The 17,829-nt window shown below is 57.3% G+C and carries 17 protein-coding genes and 1 tRNA gene; 9 read left to right on the forward strand and 9 right to left on the reverse strand.

Annotation, left to right across the window (positions count from 1 at the left end):
* Positions 1–280: 280 nt before the first annotated feature.
* Both ACQQZ8_RS11325 and ACQQZ8_RS11330 read right to left on the reverse strand, forming a co-directional pair.
* Positions 281–1,438 carry a cystathionine gamma-synthase gene (locus ACQQZ8_RS11325; RefSeq protein ID WP_431709908.1) on the reverse strand — a complete coding sequence of 386 codons (1,158 nt, stop codon included), beginning with the start codon at positions 1,436–1,438 and terminating at the stop codon, positions 281–283.
* A 27-nt stretch (positions 1,439–1,465) separates the two neighbouring features.
* Entirely contained in the window at positions 1,466–2,836 is a 1,371-nt protein-coding gene (locus ACQQZ8_RS11330; RefSeq protein ID WP_431709910.1) for a pyridoxal-phosphate dependent enzyme, read from the reverse strand.
* A 103-nt stretch (positions 2,837–2,939) separates the two neighbouring features.
* Between ACQQZ8_RS11330 and ACQQZ8_RS11335 the strand changes: the two genes are divergently transcribed.
* The gene (locus ACQQZ8_RS11335) at positions 2,940–3,932 is read left to right on the forward strand and encodes a DNA-3-methyladenine glycosylase family protein (RefSeq protein WP_431709911.1); all 993 of its coding nucleotides are present in this window, start codon (positions 2,940–2,942) and stop codon (positions 3,930–3,932) included.
* 10 nt (positions 3,933–3,942) lie between these two features.
* Here ACQQZ8_RS11335 and trxA read toward each other — a convergent pair whose 3' ends face one another.
* Both trxA and ACQQZ8_RS11345 read right to left on the reverse strand, forming a co-directional pair.
* A complete protein-coding gene (gene trxA / locus ACQQZ8_RS11340) occupies positions 3,943–4,320 on the reverse strand; it encodes a thioredoxin (protein ID WP_431709912.1) in 378 nt (125 codons plus the stop codon).
* A 116-nt stretch (positions 4,321–4,436) separates the two neighbouring features.
* Positions 4,437–4,518, reverse strand: a tRNA-Tyr gene (locus ACQQZ8_RS11345).
* A 166-nt stretch (positions 4,519–4,684) separates the two neighbouring features.
* Between ACQQZ8_RS11345 and ACQQZ8_RS11350 the strand changes: the two genes are divergently transcribed.
* Positions 4,685–5,173: a YajQ family cyclic di-GMP-binding protein gene (locus tag ACQQZ8_RS11350; RefSeq protein WP_431709913.1), complete on the forward strand. Its 489-nt coding sequence runs from the start codon at positions 4,685–4,687 to the stop codon at positions 5,171–5,173.
* Between the two features lie 150 nt (positions 5,174–5,323).
* On the opposite strand, the gene htpX is transcribed toward ACQQZ8_RS11350, so the two are convergent.
* Complete coding sequence (gene htpX, locus ACQQZ8_RS11355) at positions 5,324–6,193, reverse strand: zinc metalloprotease HtpX (RefSeq protein WP_431709914.1); 870 nt, start codon at positions 6,191–6,193, stop codon at positions 5,324–5,326.
* Between the two features lie 194 nt (positions 6,194–6,387).
* On the opposite strand from htpX, the gene ACQQZ8_RS11360 reads away from it, so the two are divergent.
* Both ACQQZ8_RS11360 and rarD read left to right on the forward strand, forming a co-directional pair.
* The gene (locus tag ACQQZ8_RS11360; protein WP_431709915.1) at positions 6,388–6,822 is read left to right on the forward strand and encodes a Fur family transcriptional regulator; all 435 of its coding nucleotides are present in this window, start codon (positions 6,388–6,390) and stop codon (positions 6,820–6,822) included.
* Between the two features lie 154 nt (positions 6,823–6,976).
* Positions 6,977–7,915 carry an EamA family transporter RarD gene (gene rarD / locus ACQQZ8_RS11365; RefSeq protein ID WP_431709916.1) on the forward strand — a complete coding sequence of 313 codons (939 nt, stop codon included), beginning with the start codon at positions 6,977–6,979 and terminating at the stop codon, positions 7,913–7,915.
* Between the two features lie 94 nt (positions 7,916–8,009).
* Here the strand turns inward: rarD and gabT are convergent, their stop codons facing one another.
* The 3 genes from gabT to ACQQZ8_RS11380 form a co-directional block, all read right to left on the reverse strand.
* Positions 8,010–9,350: a 4-aminobutyrate--2-oxoglutarate transaminase gene (gene gabT / locus ACQQZ8_RS11370; protein ID WP_431709917.1), complete on the reverse strand. Its 1,341-nt coding sequence runs from the start codon at positions 9,348–9,350 to the stop codon at positions 8,010–8,012.
* Positions 9,351–9,575: 225 nt separating this feature from the next.
* Positions 9,576–9,722: a methionine/alanine import family NSS transporter small subunit gene (locus ACQQZ8_RS11375; protein WP_431709918.1), complete on the reverse strand. Its 147-nt coding sequence runs from the start codon at positions 9,720–9,722 to the stop codon at positions 9,576–9,578.
* Between the two features lie 2 nt (positions 9,723–9,724).
* The gene (locus tag ACQQZ8_RS11380; RefSeq protein ID WP_431709919.1) at positions 9,725–11,323 is read right to left on the reverse strand and encodes a sodium-dependent transporter; all 1,599 of its coding nucleotides are present in this window, start codon (positions 11,321–11,323) and stop codon (positions 9,725–9,727) included.
* 115 nt (positions 11,324–11,438) lie between these two features.
* Between ACQQZ8_RS11380 and ACQQZ8_RS11385 the strand changes: the two genes are divergently transcribed.
* Genes ACQQZ8_RS11385 through ACQQZ8_RS11395 form a run of 3 tightly spaced genes read left to right on the forward strand, consistent with a single transcriptional unit; the run spans position 11,439 to position 13,808 of the window.
* Positions 11,439–12,842 (forward strand): PucR family transcriptional regulator, encoded by a 1,404-nt coding sequence (locus ACQQZ8_RS11385; protein WP_431709920.1) that lies wholly within the window; start codon positions 11,439–11,441, stop codon positions 12,840–12,842.
* Between the two features lie 19 nt (positions 12,843–12,861).
* Entirely contained in the window at positions 12,862–13,296 is a 435-nt protein-coding gene (locus ACQQZ8_RS11390; protein WP_431709921.1) for a hypothetical protein, read from the forward strand.
* Positions 13,296–13,808 (forward strand): HIT family protein, encoded by a 513-nt coding sequence (locus ACQQZ8_RS11395; protein WP_431709922.1) that lies wholly within the window; start codon positions 13,296–13,298, stop codon positions 13,806–13,808. The genes ACQQZ8_RS11390 and ACQQZ8_RS11395 overlap by 1 nt, the downstream gene beginning before the upstream one ends.
* A 53-nt stretch (positions 13,809–13,861) precedes the next feature.
* Here ACQQZ8_RS11395 and ACQQZ8_RS11400 read toward each other — a convergent pair whose 3' ends face one another.
* Positions 13,862–14,959 (reverse strand): polyprenyl synthetase family protein, encoded by a 1,098-nt coding sequence (locus ACQQZ8_RS11400; protein ID WP_431709923.1) that lies wholly within the window; start codon positions 14,957–14,959, stop codon positions 13,862–13,864.
* Between the two features lie 252 nt (positions 14,960–15,211).
* On the opposite strand from ACQQZ8_RS11400, the gene ACQQZ8_RS11405 reads away from it, so the two are divergent.
* Together ACQQZ8_RS11405 and ACQQZ8_RS11410 are read left to right on the forward strand one after the other, a co-directional pair.
* Positions 15,212–16,552 (forward strand): isochorismate synthase, encoded by a 1,341-nt coding sequence (locus ACQQZ8_RS11405; protein WP_431709924.1) that lies wholly within the window; start codon positions 15,212–15,214, stop codon positions 16,550–16,552.
* A gap of 416 nt (positions 16,553–16,968) precedes the next feature.
* Positions 16,969–17,766 (forward strand): ABC transporter substrate-binding protein, encoded by a 798-nt coding sequence (locus ACQQZ8_RS11410; RefSeq protein WP_431709925.1) that lies wholly within the window; start codon positions 16,969–16,971, stop codon positions 17,764–17,766.
* The last annotated feature ends 63 nt before the right edge of the window (positions 17,767–17,829 follow it).

Raw genomic sequence — 17,829 nt, forward strand, 5'->3', positions numbered from 1 at the left:
TGGTGTCTTGTGTCCCCTGCTCCGCAAAGTGAGGCGAGCGTTTTCAGCTTCGCTTTGAGCTTGCCCGAGCCACATGCTGCAGGCGGTGGAGTCAGGCGCTCGCACTGGAAGAAATAACCGAGTTTCGGCACCGGCAGATATCCACCCGGACTCGTTCGTCGCAGCCACACAGGATGCTGTGGGTTCAGTTCGCTCAAGGTGGAGCGCTGCGAACATTAAATGCCGAACCCCGCCGGTGTGGAAATACCGATCCACACTGGCGGGGTTCGCTACTGAGCTGTTATAGCTTGGCGAAAGCCTGCTCAAGGTCAGCAATCAGGTCCTCGACGTTCTCGATACCCACCGACAGCCGCAGCAGGTTATCTGGAACCTCCAGCTCGGTCCCCTTGACCGAAGCGTGAGTCATCTCCGAGGGGTAGTTCATCAGTGACTCGATACCGCCTAGGGATTCGGCCAACTGGAACAGGCGGGTGCTTTCAGCCACCTGACGGGCCACCGCGGCGCCGCCAGAGAACTGTACTGACACCATGCCACCGAAACCGCTCATCTGCTTCTTAGCGATTTCATGTCCCGGGTGGTCTTCGAAACCTGGGTAGAGCACATGCTCGACTTCCTTACGGCCTCGCAACCAATCGGCTACCTGTGCCGCGTTCTCCTGGTGCGCGCGCATCCGCACACCCAAAGTCTTCAGACCACGGGTGGTCAAAAACGCATCCATCGGGCCAGAGACCGCACCGACGGCAAACTGGATGAATCCAATCTTCTCGGCCAGCTGCTCATCCTTGACTACGATGGCCCCACCGATCACATCCGAGTGTCCACCAATGTACTTAGTAGTGGAGTGCACCACCACGTCGGCACCCAGTGCCAGTGGTTGCTGCAAGAATGGGCTGGCGAAGGTGTTATCTACCACCAGCAGGGCGCCGAAAGAGTGCGCAATCTTCGCCACACGCTCGATATCCACGATCTTCATCAGCGGGTTCGAAGGAGTTTCCAGCCACACCATCTTGGCGTTGTTCTTCTCGATCGCGGCACTCAGAGCCTGATCATCATCCATGTTCACCGGGGTGTTACCGATGCCCCATGGGCCCAACACACGGTCGATCAAGCGGAAGGAGCCACCGTAAGCGTCGTTGCCCAATACAATGTGATCGCCCGGGCGCAGCAGTGCCCGAATCATCGAGTCTTCGCCGGCCAGCCCGGAGCTGAAGGAGAAGGCGTGGGTGCCACCCTCGGCCGCGGCGAGCTGGGCCTGCAATGAGTCGCGGGTCGGGTTGGTGCCACGACCGTACTCATAACCGTTACGCAGCTTGCCAATGCCCTCTTGGGCATAGGTGGTGGAGAAGTGTACCGGCGGTACAACGGCACCGGTGTGCGGTTCAAATTCCTGTCCGGCATGGACAAAACGGGTATTGAACCCGGCATTGTTTTGGCTCATCGTCATCGTCCTTTGTGAGTGTGTGGCTTATTTCGTCAGATGGGCTAGGAGCTCATCATGGGTCAGCGGAGCGAGTACCTCGCCATCCTGAGTGACCAGCATTGCCTCATGTGTTTCGAGTCGTGTACGAGCCGTCTGTAGAGACTGTCCGGCACCGATCAGCGGAAGTTCTGTTGGCTGCAAGTCGACCAGCTCGGTATCCAAAGCGACACCGTCCAGCAGTGCTTTGGTGACTGAGCGCTTGGTGAACACGCCCCGAATTTCTCCGATCCGTGCCGGTAAGCCGGTGGTAGCAACCACTACCGCGCTCGCCCGGTTGGTTTCCAGTGCTCGTGCCGCGTCACCCAAGGTCGCGACCGGATCCAGAATGTCCAGGGCCGAGGAATCGATTCCCGCAATCAGATCCTTGACCAAGGGTCCGTCGGTTTCTTCGGAAGTGAATCCCTGGGTTTGCATCCACGATTCGTTGAATATCTTCGCAAGGTAGCCGCGTCCACCATCCGGGGCGATGACCACCACAATGTCGTCTTCGTTCAGATCCTTAGCGATGCGCAGGGCCGCAGCTACCGCCATACCCGAAGAACCACCCAACAGCAGTCCTTCTTCTTGGGCCAGGCGACGGGTCATCGCGAAAGCCTCGGCGTCGGTGACCGCTTCGACCTGATCAGGGACCTCAGGGTCGTAGTTTCCAGGCCACATGTCCTCCCCCACGCCCTCAACGAAGTAAGGGCGTCCGGTGCCGCCGGAGTACACCGAACCATCCGGATCGGCAGCAATCACGCGGACCGGGCCGCTAGCGCGTTCGGCCGAAATCTGTTTGAGGTAGCGTCCGGTGCCCGTGATCGTGCCGCCGGTACCTGCGCCGATCACCACGTGGGTGAGTTTGCCATCGGTGTCGTTCCAGATTTCTGGGCCGGTAGTTTCAAAGTGGCTGTCCGGGGCTCCGGGGTTAGAGAACTGATCTGGCTTATAAGCGCCATCCACCTCGCGCACCAGACGGTCGGAGACACCATAGTAGGATTCCGGTGAGTCGGGAGCCACTGCAGTCGGGGTGACCACGACTTCGGCGCCGTAAGCACGGAGCACATCGCGTTTTTCCTCGCCGACCTTATCCGGGGTCACGAAGATGGTGTTGTAGCCTTTGAGCTGGCCGACCATCGCCAACCCAACACCGGTGTTGCCGCTGGTAGGTTCAACGATCGTGCCCCCGGGCTGCAGTCGCCCGTCCGCTTCGGCTTGTTCCACCATTTTCAGGGCAATACGATCCTTGATGGATCCGCCCGGGTTCAGATATTCGAGCTTAACCAATACAGTGGCTTTAATATCGTCGGTGACTCGGTTCAGTTTGACCAGTGGCGTATTGCCAATCAGGTCCAGGACTGTGGACGCATACTTCATGTCAAGAACTTTACCGCCGTGATTGCGACCTGTCGTTCCGCAACGTAGCTTTGCGTCATTGACTTGACAGAGCATCGGCTCCATTTATTTCAAGGAGAGTAGCGTGCCAGATCAGCGCGAGCCGGAAATCGGCAGCCACGGCGGATTGCACGCGATGTGGCGCAGCTCAGCAGCAATTGATCTGCGTCGCACGCTCTCGATCCTGCAACGAGGTTCGGGCGATCCAACAATTCGCCTCAGTGAGCACGAGGCGTGGCTAGCTTTCGCGACCTCCGCAGGCGATGCCACACTCCGCGTTGTTAGCAGGGGCCAGCGCACGGATTTCGACCTCACCGCTTGGGGCGCTGGAGCACAAACGGCGCTTGACCAGGCACCGCAACTACTGGGTGCCGGTGATGACTGGAGCGAATTTGATTCACCAGATTTTGCTCAAACACTGCCAGATGTGGTGCGCCGGGCACGCGCCACCCACAAAGATTTGCGTTTAGCCCGCACCGGGCGGGTCTTTGATCATGCAGCTGGCGCCGTCCTGGAACAACGTGTGACCGGAATTGAAGCTAATTATGCGTGGCGTTGGCTGATTCGGCATTATGGACGGCCCGCGCCGGGTCCGGCGCCTGCGGGGTTAGCCCTGTTCCCGTATCCGCAACAGCTGCGCACGATTCCGCGGTGGCAGTGGCAACAAGCCAGAGTGGAGCGCACACGCGCTGAAACGCTCGTCCGTCTCGCGCAGGCCGCTAGCCGGTTGGAGTGGTGGGCTGGCAGTGAATTATCCCGAAGCAAACCGGGGGCTGCCGGTGCCGGAACTTTGGAAGCGGCACTCTTATCGATACCGGGGATCGGCCCATGGACGGTTGCTGAAACCTTGCAACGCTCCCACGGATCTGGCGATCACATCTCGGTCGGAGATTATCATCTGGCCGACTTTGTCGGCCAGGTTTTATTGGGACACCGGGTTGATGATGCTCGGATGCTGCAGTTACTCGAACCCTACACCGGACAGAGGCAACGAATTATCCGACTTCTGCAGCTTTCCGGGCAACGCAAGCAGGCCTTTGGACCCCGCTATGCGCCCGAAGATCACCGCAACCGGTGATCGGCCGGTTTTAGTTCTCTTTTTGTTGCGCGGCTTCTTCGGCAATCTGGGCATGAACCTCTGACATGTCAATCCCCTTGACCGCGGTCACGAGGTCTTCCAGCTGAGCGGCGTTGAGCGCACCGGGCTGCGAGAACACCAGGACCTTTTCACGGAACGCCATCAGGGTAGGGATCGACGAAATATTTGCCGCACGGGCTAGGCCTTGCTCAGCTTCGGTATCAACCTTGGCGAAGACGACCTCTGGGAACTTGGTTGAGATTTCCTCATACACCGGCCCGAATTGCTTGCACGGTCCACACCATTCGGCCCAGAAATCAACCAGAACAATATCGTTCTCTTCAATGAGCTGTGCGAAGTCTGTTTCATTAACGTTTACTGTTGCCATGGTTACACGTTAGCCGAATTCGCTGGCCGACGCTTATTTTTGGGCGTTAGTCACAGGTCAAAATTTTGTGTTTAACCAAAAAATCCTCCGGATCTTGACGATCCGGAGGATTTTTGTGGCAGATACTGGATTCGAACCAGTGAAGGCGTTGCCAGCTGATTTACAGTCAGCCCCCTTTGGCCACTCGGGTAATCTGCCGAGTTTGTTCCGGTGGGAACGAGAAATAACTCTACCGGAACTTTTCTGGGATGAAAAATCCAAAAGCCAATTTTGTCTGTAACCCTCATCACGTCCGGTATTTCTTGGTGCAAACCGGTAGGCTATGAGTCAGATTTGACCGACGAACAACCCAAGGAGAACATTCGTGGCCAGCGATTCATCATTCGATGTCGTCAGCAAGGTAGATAGCCAAGAAGTATCCAATGCCTTGAATCAGGCAAGCAAGGAAATCGCCCAGCGCTACGACTTCAAGGGTGTTGGCGCGGAGATTGATTTCAGCGGCGAGAAGATCCTAATGAAGGCAAACTCGGAAGAACGCGTCAAGGCGGTTCTGGACGTATTCCAGTCCAAGCTCGTCAAGCGCAACATTTCCTTGAAGTCCTTGGATGCTGGAGAACCTTTCGCTTCGGGCAAGGAATACCGCATCGAGGCCAGCATCAAGGAAGGCATCGCCCAGGATATGGCAAAGAAGATCAACAAGTTGATCCGGGATGAGGCGCCGAAGGGTGTTAAGTCCATCATTCAGGGTGACGAGCTGCGTGTTTCGTCCAAGTCCCGTGATGATCTGCAGGCCACCATGGCGTTGCTCCGCGATTTCGAAGAAGTTGATCTGCAGTTCGTGAACCTGCGCTAAGCAGTCTCTGAGGGCCACGACAGCTCAACGCCCGAGGGATCACACACATGTGTGATCCCTCGGGCGTTTTTTAGTTCTACTCCCCCGAACCGGAGGCAAGGACCTCAGTTCCTCCTGCGCGAGTCAAAGTCCCTTAGATGATTAAAGGACTTACTGTCCACGTGCCATGGCTTCTAGACGGGCCACCCGCTCGTCCATCGGCGGGTGCGTGGCGAAGATTTTCTTCAGGCGGGATCCGAAAGGGTTAGCGATCATCAGGTGAGAACTGTTGACCAGCCGTTGGTCATCTTGGGCCAACGGAGCCTGATCGATGCCTCGCTCCAATTTACGCAGCGCACTGGCTAGGGCCAGCGGGTCGTTGGTTAACCTCGCTCCGTCTTCATCCGCATCGAACTCGCGAGTTCGGCTCACCGCCATCTGAATGACGGTAGCTGCGATCGGAGCCAGTAGCGACAGCAGGATAATCACCAACGGGTTTACATTGCGGTTGTTACTGTTCCCGGCGCCGAAGAACATCAGGAACTGAGCAATCGAGGTAATCACCCCGGCGATCGCGGCGGCTACCGAGGAGGTGAGGATGTCGCGGTTATACACGTGCATCAGCTCGTGACCCAGCACTCCTCGCAACTCACGCTCGTTGAGCATGTGCAAGATCCCTTCGGTACAGCAGACTGCGGCGTTCTGCGGATTACGTCCGGTAGCAAAGGCGTTGGGTGAGCTAGTTGGTGAAACGTAAAGCCGTGGCATGGGTTGCTGTGCCGTCATCGATAGTTCGCGCACAATCCGGTACATTTCCGGCTGGTCTTGCTCAGTCACCGGGTACGCGTGCATGGAACGCAACGCCAACTTATCGCTGTTCCAATAGCCGTAGGCGGTCGTGCCTAAACCGATCAGGGCGAAAACCCAAATAAAAGTGCTGTTTCCGGTGCCCGAAGCAATCAGGGAACCCAGCGCGAGCAGCAGGGCAAACATTCCCCCCAAGAGCAGCGCGGTTTTCAGTCCGTTGTTATGTCCATGCACCGTGAATGATCACTCCCAAACTAAAGCCCAACCTATAGTGGTTATTCTATTTCAACGTTTGAGCTCTATTGCGTGTTCCGAGCCGCGGCTATTAACTGCGTCACTGCTCACCGCAGGTTACCCAGCAGGGCCGGTGAAGTTGTGCGACTAGGCATAGTTGACATTTACGCCGCCTAGTCCGTCCAATGGGAACCATGGACTACGCCCAGTTGCTGCACGCTCATGACCTTAAGGCCACCACGGCCCGGATCTCATTACTTGAGGCACTGGACACTGAACCGCATCTGGATGCAGAGACCTTGGAACAGCGACTGATCGCTGCCGATATCATGTTGACCTCGCAGGCGGTCTATAACGCCCTCAATGAGCTGACCGAGCAAGGGATCCTCCGGCGATTCACGATCCCGGCGACCTCTGCCCGATACGAGATTGATCCCAAGGACAATCACCACCATGCGGTCTGCACCCGCTGCGGTCGCATCGAGAATGTGCCTTGTGCCCACGGCGCCGCACCCTGTTTCCATCCCGGGGGCGCCACGAGTTTCAGCATTAGCATTGCTGACGTACTGTTTTACGGTCAGTGTAAAGATCAATGCGCTTCCGAATCGGCAGCCGATATTGTGTTCTAGGATCACCACGGCGGTTCCCTGCTAGAGACCGAGGTAGCGTCGGGTTAAACGCGGCAAGACCTTTGCTTCGCGTTGCCCGGGGTCGTGCGCGGTTCGAGCTGTCGTGGTTTGTCAGCGCAACGGAAGCCAACCTAATGAAAAGAAATAGAGGCCAATGAGCCATAAAGTCGCGGCCAGTCCGCGCTCACCGCGCAGTGTCGGGATTCTTCAGGGCACCTCGGCCTATCTCATTTGGGGACTGCTGCCGCTGTACTTCCTGCTACTACCGCAGATTTCGGCCTTCGAATTCGTGGCAGCCCGAGTGATCTTCTCGTTGATCTTCTGTTGTCTGCTGCTGATGCTCACCCGGCAGATTCCGGCTTTGATCACGGTGCTACGCGATCGAGCCACCACCCTGCGGCTGAGTTTAGCCAGTGTACTGATTGCGGTGAATTGGACGCTGTATGCCTACGCTGTGCTCACCGGGCAAGTGCTTGAGGCTTCATTGGGTTATTTCATTAACCCACTGGTGGCGATAGCTCTGGGAGTACTCGTGCTGCGTGAAAAGCTCACCAGGATGCAATGGAGTGCCATTGTGTTTGCGCTGATCGCGGTGCTGGTGCTCACGCTGGGGCTGGGACGGATGCCTTGGATTTCTCTGGGACTGGCATTTTCCTTTGGGCTCTACGGACTGGTGAAGAATCAAGTTGGGTCCAAAGGCACGGCGCTGGTGACCTTGAGTGTGGAGACCGTTATCCTCACCCCGTTCGCCATCCTGTTTATTCTCTGGCTCGCCGCCCGCGGTGAGTCGGCGTTACTTAGCAGCGGTAGCGCCGAGTTTTGGTTCTTGACCACCAGCGGTGTGATCACCGCGGTGCCTTTGATTCTCTTCGGTGCGGCGGCCCGTCGCCTGCCACTGAGCACCGTGGGCTCTTTGCAGTTTATTGCCCCGATCGGCCAGTTCTTGCTGGGGTTATTCGTTTTCCACGAGGTCATGCAGGTTGAACGTTGGGTGGGATTTGGTTTGGTCTGGATCGCGGTGGTGATCCTCATCATCGACATGATCCGCGCACCTCGCGCTGGGCGGGGACCTGAGCCGAAGAAACTCCCCTGACCCACAAATTCCACACCCCACAAAAAATCAGCTGCCGAGTCCTTCTGTGAAGAGGGACCCGGCAGCTGATACTTTTACTATTTGTGTGTTTGGCCTAGCCAAGTTTGCGGATGGCGGATTCCAACACGTCAAACCCATCGGCAAGCAGTTCGTCACCGATGACTAGCGGCGGAAGCAGACGCACCACGTTCCCGTAGGTGCCACAGGTCAGAATCAGCACGCCCTGTTCCAAGCATTCGGCAGCAATCTTCTTGGTCAGCTCCGCGTCCGGTTCAATCCCACCTGGCTTGACGAATTCGATAGCCACCATGGCGCCGCGGCCACGCACGTCACCAATCGCCGCAACATCCTTGGCTACTGCCTTAAACCGGGCGAAGAACTGTTCTTGGATTTCCAAAGCACGACCTGCCAGATCCTGCTCTTCCATGAATTTGATGCTTTCCAAGGCCGCGGCCACTGCCACCGGGTTACCACCGTAGGTACCACCCAGGCCACCTCCATGGACCGAATCCAACAGTTCGGCGCGACCCACCAAACCGGACAGCGGCATACCACCGGCAATACCCTTGGCCACGGTTACCAGATCCGGCTCAATGCCTTCAACGGTGGAAGCGAACCAGGCTCCGGCACGGGCGAAGCCTGCTTGGACCTCATCGGCGATGAAGACAACCCCGTTCTCCTTGGCCCACTCGTTGATACGTGAAAGGAACCCGGTGGCGGGTACGATGAATCCACCTTCGCCCTGGATCGGCTCAATAATGATCGCGGCGATCTGGTCTCCACCGATCTGCTTTTCCATCGCCAAGATGGCTCGTTCGGCCGCTTCTTTGCCGGAGATGTTGGGATTTTCTTCGCGGAATGGGTAGCTCATCGGCATCCGGTAAATTTCCGGGGCCAGCGGACCGAAGCCACGTTTATATGGTGCGGCCTTAGCGGTCAGTCCCATGGTCAGGTTGGTACGCCCGTGGTAGGCATGGTCGAAAGCGACCACAGCTTGGCGGCGAGTTGCCACACGCGCCACTTTGATGGCGTTTTCTACGGCTTCGGCACCCGAGTTGAAGAACACCGCACGCTTGTCAAAGTTCCCCGGAGTGATTGACGCCAACTTTTCGGCCAGTTCAATGTAATTCTCGTACGGGGCCACCATAAAACAGGTGTGAGTGAAGCGTGCGGCCTGCTCAGCCACCGCCTGAGCCACTGCAGGGTTCGAGGCGCCCACGCTGGTCACGGCGATACCCGAGCCCAGGTCGATGAGCTGGTTGCCATCGACGTCGACGATGATGCCGCCATCAACATCGGCCGCGTAGACCGGCAAGGTGGAGGCCACTCCGGCGGCTACAGCCTTCTGCCGACGAGCGTTGAGCTCCTGGGACTTAGGGCCTGGGAACGGTCCGGAAATCTTGCGCTTTTGCTCGATACGGTAGGTAACGTCCACAGCGAGCTCCTTTCTGCTAATTGTTCAAGCCGACTCCATAAAGTGCGGCCGCGCGGAGCCAAGGATTGGCCCGAGATGATCAGTTCTGAAATGAACATTATTGCTTGACCCGCACGGTGCAAAACTATGAAGCACAGTGGCGAAAACCGGCTTTTGTGCAAGCGCACAAAAAGTCCCGGCCAGCACCCGCATAGGGGTGCTGGCCGAGAAGAGATTATTCAGTTGTTAGAGGCGGTGCGGTGCCTCAAGCAGATCGTCTTCCGGATCATCGGGAACATCCGGGTGACGGTTCAAATTGATCAACGCAAGCACCAGCCCGCCCCAGATCGTCACCATCGCAACGATCATCAAGGTAATGGCAATTCCACTCATTGCTAGTACTCCTTAACCGCGGTCTCGGGGATTTCTTCGCCCTCAACCTTGTCCATGTGTTCTTGGAATTCCGGATCGTCCAGCTTGGACTTCCTACTCCACGGAACCAGCGAGAGCAGGATTGCGATCACGATCAACGCTCCGGCCATGCCCCACCCAAAGACGCCGTTGAACCATACCGGGTAACCGCTATAGGACTCGGAGATCTTGGTCTGGAACTCGTTGAGCAGCATGTAACCCAGAGCTGCCGGACCAACACCGCCAACCAGCACCATCCAGCCGGTACGCAACTTGATGGAACTGTGCCGGTTCATGTGCTTGGCCAGCTTCGGTAGAGCGCCCAAACCGGAACCTACCACGATGACCACAACCAGGGCACAAGCCAGAATACCGAACTGGTTCACGAAGGCATCGAACGTATCGAGCAAGTACAACGAGGTGGTTGAGGAGAACAGGATAATCGAAATCAGTGCAATTGGCAGCGTGACGATCAGGGTAGCTGCCCGACGGTTCCAACCCAGCTTGTCTTGGAAAGCCGAGACGATCACTTCGAGGATCGAGATCAGCGAAGTCAGACCCGCGAAGACCAAGGATCCGAAGAAGAGTACACCGAGCAGCGAACCCAGTGGCGCTTCGGAAACAATGGTTGGGAAGGCAATGAAGGCCAGCCCAATACCGCCGGAAACCACCTCATCCACCGCGGAGCTGGCGTTGTAGGCCATGAAGCCTAGGGCAGCGAACACGCCGATACCGGCCAGAATTTCAAAGCCGGAGTTAGCGAAGGCCACCACGTACCCCGAACCGGTCAGGTCGGTCTTGCGACGCAGGTAGGAAGAGTAGGTGACCATGATGCCAAATGCTACGGACAGCGAGAAGAAGATGTGGCCAAAGGCAGCCGCCCACACTCCCGGGTTCATCAAGGCTTCCCAGTTAGGGGTGAAGAAGGCATTCAGACCATCCACAGCGCCGGGCAGGAAGACCGACTGGACCACCAACAGGATGAACATGACGATCAGCAGCGGCATGAAGACGACGTTGGCGCGGGCAATGCCCTTGTTCACGCCGGCCACCATGATGATTACGGTGACGGCCCAAACCGCCAGGATTGGGAAGAATACCGCCGAAACGATATCGAAGGAGACGGTAACTTCCCCGGCAACCTGCAGGAACTCGCCCATGAAGAAGCCTTCGGTGTCATCGCCCCAAGCCTTGGTGATCGAGAACCAGGCGTACATGGCCGCCCAAGCGATAATCGCAGCGTAGTAAATAGCGATGATGAAGCAGATCAGAACCTGCCACCAGCCGATGACTTCGGCCTTGCGGTTTAGACGGCGGAAGGCCAACGGGGCGGAACCGCGGTAGCGGTGTCCGATCGAGTAATCCAGGAAGAGCAGTGGGATACCGGCGCAAAGGATCGCCACCAAATAGGGGATCAAAAATGCGCCGCCACCGTTTTCGTAGGCAACATAGGGGAAACGCCAAATGTTTCCCAAACCAACAGCGGAACCAATGGCCGAGAGGATGAACAACTTGCGCGAGGAGAATACCTCGCGCTTTGCACCGGCCACAGGTGCACCTTGAGGTGATGATTGAGTGTTCATGTGATTAACGTAACCTACTTGACATCTTCTGTGTGGAATTTACCGGCATTGTTCTACCCGCACCCCCACCCCACAGCGGATCTAGGACGCACAACTCAGCGCCTAAACTTGAAGCATGGCAATCACCTTGGCGAACTTGTTTGAGCATACCGAACTAGCTTTGCGTCCCTTGAATGACTTTTCGGCAGCCGTAGAGAGCTCTATCACGTGGGGCGCGGTCACCGAGCTATTGGACCCCTCGGAGTTCCTCACCGGCCAAGAGATCGTTTTGACCACCGGTGTCAGACAAAAGACCACTGCCAGTCAGCGCGAGTTTGTGTTGCGCTTGGCCGACAACCACGTCATTGCCTTGGGGTTCGGAACCGGTTTGGGGCACCGCAATGTTCCGCAAACCATCCTGAAGACCGCCCAAGAGGTGGGGTTGCCAGTCTTTGAGGTCCCCTATGAAACCCCCTTCGCCACCATCACGAAACTGATTGCTGAGGCCCAGCACCGCTTGCATGTGGCCGAATTACAGCACCTGCTTCGTTCGCACCAGCAGTTGACCCGGTCATTGTTGTCCGCCAACCTCACCGGGATGCTGAGCGAACTATCCAAAATGTTAGGCACCAAGGTAGCGGTCTCGCTACACGGCACCCAAATCTATGGGCCAGATGTGATGACCGGGTCGTGGAGGGAGTTCCCGATCGCCACCGGGATGCGCGATAAATGCACCCTGTACTTGGAAGAGCCTTATGCGCACCACGGGCTGATCGAGTACGCCCAATCGCTGATCGGCTTGGAAGTGGCAAACAAGTCACGCTTACGCGAATCACAGCGCACCGCCCACGGGCAGATCGTCGAAGATCTGGTGACCGGGACCTTGGAAGGCTCGGACGCGGAGGCGCGACTACGTTCCCTGGGCCTAGATACCCGTCGGAAACACGTGGTCATACTGGTTCAGGCCGCTTCCCCCCAGTCCTTACTCTCTCGGCTACCGTTGCCTCCCTTATTGGAAGCCCAAGTGGTTTTCCTCAGTGATCAGAAACTTGGCGTGCTGATTCCGACCGACCTGCGTGAAAGGGTTGTGCCACTGCTAGATGAATACCTACAAACCGCCAACATCCCGGCCAGCATTGGTTACGGTGGCAGCTACGCCCAAGGCAACGGGGTGCGCTGGAGTTATTACGAAGCTCTCGAAGCCCTCCGCCAGGGTGGACGGGTGAACTCCCCGGCCAAGCTGTCCCTCACTTCCCTGCTCTTGACCGCCCGAGATGTCCCGATTCTTGACTTGGCCACCGAGGCCCTGGGACCAATCCAGAAGTTCGATGCGCAAAACAAGGGTGAGCTGCTCACCACGCTGCGCGAATACTTCAAATTAGACGGTTCGGTCGGAGCTGTGGCCGAGTCCTTGGGGCTCCACCGCAACACCGTGCGTTATCGCATGCAACAGATCACCGATCTATCCGGCTATGACCCCACCGTCACCGGTGACCGCGTGCAACTGTGGCTTGCGCTCAGTGCACTGGAACTGGCCTGATTCTCGATAGGATAAAGACATGGCTGACATGTTCCTAGAGAAGTTCCGTTCCCTTGTTCCCAAATACCTTGATGATGCCTGGAATCAAGCCGATGGGCTCAGCGGTGACGAACTGAGCGAAGCGCTGGAGCAATCCCGGGTGCAAATACCCTTGGTCCTCGAGGAGTTCTATCGTGCACTGGGTAATTGTGAAGACTTCATGGAGGCCTACCACTATTTCTTTGACCCCGAAGAGTTAGAAATTGAAGACGGCTATCTGCTGTTCCTAGAAGACGAAGAAGAAAAGTTCGTCTGGGGTTTCAAAACCAACCAGATCGATGTACCGGATCCGATCGTCTACCGCCGAAATAATGCCCGCGGCAGCTGGAGCAGCGAAGAAGGAACCTTCAGCGAATTCACCCTTGACATGTTCAGCTGGGTCTTTGAAGAACTCAGCGCCGAGTTGGAGAATTAGTGCAGTTCCCGTCCCACGCTCCGCACGGCTACCAGTGCCCCTTTTGTGAGCTCCTGGAGCACCGTGAATTCGGTCCACATAACCTATGTGCACCCAGCGATCTGATCTACCGCACCGAGCATGCGGCAGCGATCATGGCCTGCGACGGTTTTGGCGCCTACGGTGGGCATGTGATGATCATCCCGACCCGGCATTTAGAGACGCTCTATGACCTAGATGATGTGGTCGGTAACGCCATTATGCGGGAAACCAAGCGTGTGGCTCTCGCGATGAAACTGGCGTGGAATCCCGAGGGCACCAGTACCCGACAGCATAACGAACCTGCCGGTAACCAGCATGTGTGGCACTACCACCAGCATGTATTCCCGCGCTATTCCGATGACATGCTGTACCGACAGCTGCGCCACCGGGTTCCGGTAGAGGTGCGCGCGCAAAAGGCTGATGAGTTACGTGAAGCGGTCCGCTCGACGCATCACCCGATGTCACTGCCCGGCGAACAATTGATCTTTTAACAATCTCAGCAGCCTCGAATCGAGGCTGCTGAGATTGTTATTCTCTAGAATTCTTAGCTTTCGCGGGTGACCACGGCATCGGCGAAGGCGATCAACGCGGTCTTGACCGTACCATCTGGCAAGGGATCCAGCACCGTGATAGCCTCATCGGCCCACTGACGGGCGACCTCCCAGGCCCTCTGGGTGGCCGGGTGGGCACTCACCGCAGCAACGGCCTTCGCCAGGTCCTCGTCGCTGGTCAGATCCCCGTCTACCAGCTCCAGAGCAGACATCGCGTCCGCATCCCCGGCCGCTGCAGCCTCACGAAGCTTCAGCACCGGGAAGGTGGGAACTTCTTCACGTAGGTCGGTTCCCGGGGTCTTACCGGAGTCTTCGCCGGTAGCGACCAGATCGATCACATCGTCGGCGATTTGGAAGGCGACACCGACCTTTTCACCGTACTCACGAAGAATCTCGATGTACTCCGGGCGCTGCCCGAAGCGCGCGCCGAAGGCGCCGGAGGTTGCCAGCAGTGAGGCGGTCTTATCGCTAATTACCTGCAGGTGGTGTTCGATCGGGTCGTCGGTCTCGCGTGGACCGATCCATTCGTGCAACTGGCCCAAGCAGAGCCGTTCAAAGGTGCGCGACTGCCAGGTCACAGCTTCAGGGCCAAGCTCCGCACCGAGCACCGAGGCCCGGGCAAAGATCAAATCTCCGGCGAGAATCGCTACGGAGTTACCCCACACTTCATGCGCGGTAGGCGCACCACGACGCATCGGGGCGGAGTCCATCACGTCGTCATGGTACAGCGTAGCCAAGTGAGTCAGCTCCACCACCGCGGCCGCCTTAATGACCTCGTCATTGATTCCGTCGCCCAGCAAGGCTGTCAACAGCACCAGCAGTGGGCGGACTCGTTTACCACCGGCTTCTACCAGATGGCGCGAGGAGGCGTCGATCAGCGGATCGGAGTTAGCGATCGCATCACGCAATAGTTTTTCGACCTTGGCTAACCCGGTAGAAACCGCGGGCCCGAAGTCGGGGTCCTCAGCAATCGGTGCAAAACCAGCTGGAAGATTAAAGGACGCGGCCAAAACCGCGGTTTCAGGATTCAGGTCTATCGAGCTTGAGACCTGATGCCCGGCTGCAGTCCAATTGCTTTTCGAATCAGTCACTGTTTTACGGCTTACTTGTCTTTCAACGGGTTCGGTTTGTGTCCGAGGCGGACCGCTCGGTCGCATAACGCTTCCGAAACTCTTATCACTCTAACCGATGAAGTCCTCCGCTTGTGCTTCGGCGTGACGTATTGCCAGGCTTTTATCCGTGCTTGTCTGCAGCCTGTGGAAACTCTTTGTGATACCGCAGAGGTGAGAGATGCCACTGCCACTGCCTGCATGGCGCGGTTCGGCGGTAGGCTTAGCCTTATCATGTCTGCAGATTCGCCCGTCATTTCCCCTGTTCCGGTACAGGAAGATCTTCCAACGCTTGCCAGCGTGACCTTCAGTTTCGACCGCACCGATCAATCCTTCATCCTTGATGCGTTGCGCCACCAGGCTCTAGTTTGGACCCGCCAAGGCAATGGTCTGGTCGGTCTGGGTTCGGTAGCCCGGGTCAAAACCCGGGGCGAGGATCGTTTCCTCCAGGCACGCAACTGGTTTAGCGATGTGGTTGAGCGCGCTACGGTGATCGACCCGATTAACCGTCCCGGTAGCGGACCAGTAGCCTTTGGCGCTTTCTCCTTCTCCTACACCAGTTGCTACGAATCCCGGCTGGTAGTTCCGGAGATCATTTTCGGCAAAGACGGGGATAAGTCTTGGATCACCTTGACCAGCAGCACCCTGCCAGCCACCGAGCTGAGCTATGAAATCGCCATGCACCGTGCACAGCAGTTACTGGCCGAAGCAAGCTTTGCCGGGGCTGCCCACGGTTCGATCAGCCTCCTACCCGGGCAACTTACGGCCGGGGCCTACTTGGAAGCGGTCAGTGAGGCCTTGGAAGTGCTCGAAGGTGAGCAGATTTCGAAACTGGTGCTCTCCCGTGACGTGATCGCCCGCAGTAGCGGAGGCATCGACTTAGCCGATGTACTTCAGGAGCTCATCAAGGGCTACGACAACTGCTGGACCTACGCGGTCGATGGTCTGGTCGGCGCCACCCCCGAGATGCTAGTGCGGGTCACCAACGGCAAGGCCGAGGCACGGGTGCTGGCCGGCACGCTGGATCGGGCCACCGCGCCGGTTGGAGATACCAACTACCCACACCGCGAACTCTTTGAAGATCCTAAACAGCGGGTGGAACACCAGCTGGCCATCGATTCTTTGACCTTGGCTCTGGACCCGATCTCGCACGGTATGTCTGCTCCGGAGCAGCCCTTCATTTTGGAACTGCCCAATGTCTGGCATCTGGCCAGTGATGTCAGCGCCCAACTACGTCCGGGAAGCAACGGCCGCTTCCCCAGCGCGCTGGATATCGCTGAGGCATTCCACCCCACCGCCGCGGTTTGCGGCACTCCGACGAAGGAGGCCGGGGTGGCGTTGCGTGAATTAGAAGGTCTGGACCGCGGCCCCTATGCCGGCCCAGTAGGCTGGATCGATTCGCGCGGGGATGGTGAATTCGGTATCGCGCTGCGCGGCGGGGTTCTGGAAGATGAAAGCACGATGCGGCTGTACGCCGGTTGTGGCATTGTCACTGGTTCGGATCCAGAATCCGAGCTAGCCGAATCTTGGGCCAAGATGCGCCCGATGCTGCAGGCTCTGCACGCCGAGCGCTAAATAGCTAACGGCGACACCTTAGCCAATGCACCCTGCCATCGCGGGGTGCATTTTGCGTTCCCCCAGCGTCTTGCAAGCTACGGAGCGATGAGCAGATGAAGGCCCAAATACAGCTCAGACAATTCGTCGGAAAATCACGATCTCTGACGCAAGATGTCTGGCTGTTCGTGCGACTTAGCCATCATGTGTGTGCGATATGGAATGTATTGAAAAGCACAGAGCGTTAGCGATCTATGCTGGGCTAACCACCGCCATGACTCACGGGAAATGAGCGATGGGCGGGAAGTCACCGCCCAAAGGATAAGCTTTACTTACGGTAACATCACAGTTTGTGACTGGAATCTCACTCTGGTTCCTCCGTGGTTATGATTATCCCGACGCCTTATTACTCGCATTACTGAAAGTTGGTTCCGCTCATGCGAAGCTTCAAGAAAAACCTCCTCTCCAGCCTGGCAATAGGATCGGCCGCTCTGATCGCTTTGACCGCCTGCGGTGGCGGATCGGGTTCGGAGCAGACTACCGACGAGACTGCTGCTGCGGGTTTCACCCCACGCGAAGCTGGCAAACTGACCATGTGCTCAGACATTCCGTACGAGCCCTTTGAATTCAACCGCGACGGTGAAGTCGTCGGCTTGGATGTGGATATTGCCAAGGAAATCGCCAGCGATCTAGATCTTGAACTAACTATCATCGCCTCCAGCTTCGATTCCATCGAATCGGGCTTGTTCAGCACCCAGTGCGATGTGGCACTCTCCTCGATTTCCATCACCGAGCCACGCAAGGCAAATATGGATTTCTCCAACCCATACTTGGATGATGATCTGATGCTGATTGCCGCCAAGGGTTCGGGCATCACCGATCTAGAATCCGCCAAGGGCAAGAAGGTCGGCGTACAGCAGGCCACCACCGGTGAGAAGTACGCCCGCGAACAAGGCTTGGAAACCACCGGTTACGAGGACAGCGGCCTGCAGCTTCAGGCTTTGGACACCAACCAGATCGATGCTGCATTGGGTAACCAATCCGTGCTGCGTTACGCCATCGCCGGCAATGACAACTTCGAAATCGTTGAGGAGATCTCCACCGGCGAGCAGCTGGGCGTAGCCGTCCCGAAGGACAGCACCGAACTACTGGAAAGCATCAATTCAACCCTCGATCGTCTGACGAACTCCGGTGAACTCGAGGGCATGATCGACCAATGGCTCGGCCAGAAGTAATTTCGGTTTCGAGCGGAGAATAACCCGCTCATCATTTGCTTCGAAGAATTCCGCGCGGCGGTG

It is taken from the genome of Glutamicibacter uratoxydans, from assembly GCF_050753455.1.
Taxonomy (GTDB): Bacteria; Actinomycetota; Actinomycetes; order Actinomycetales; family Micrococcaceae; genus Glutamicibacter; species Glutamicibacter uratoxydans_A.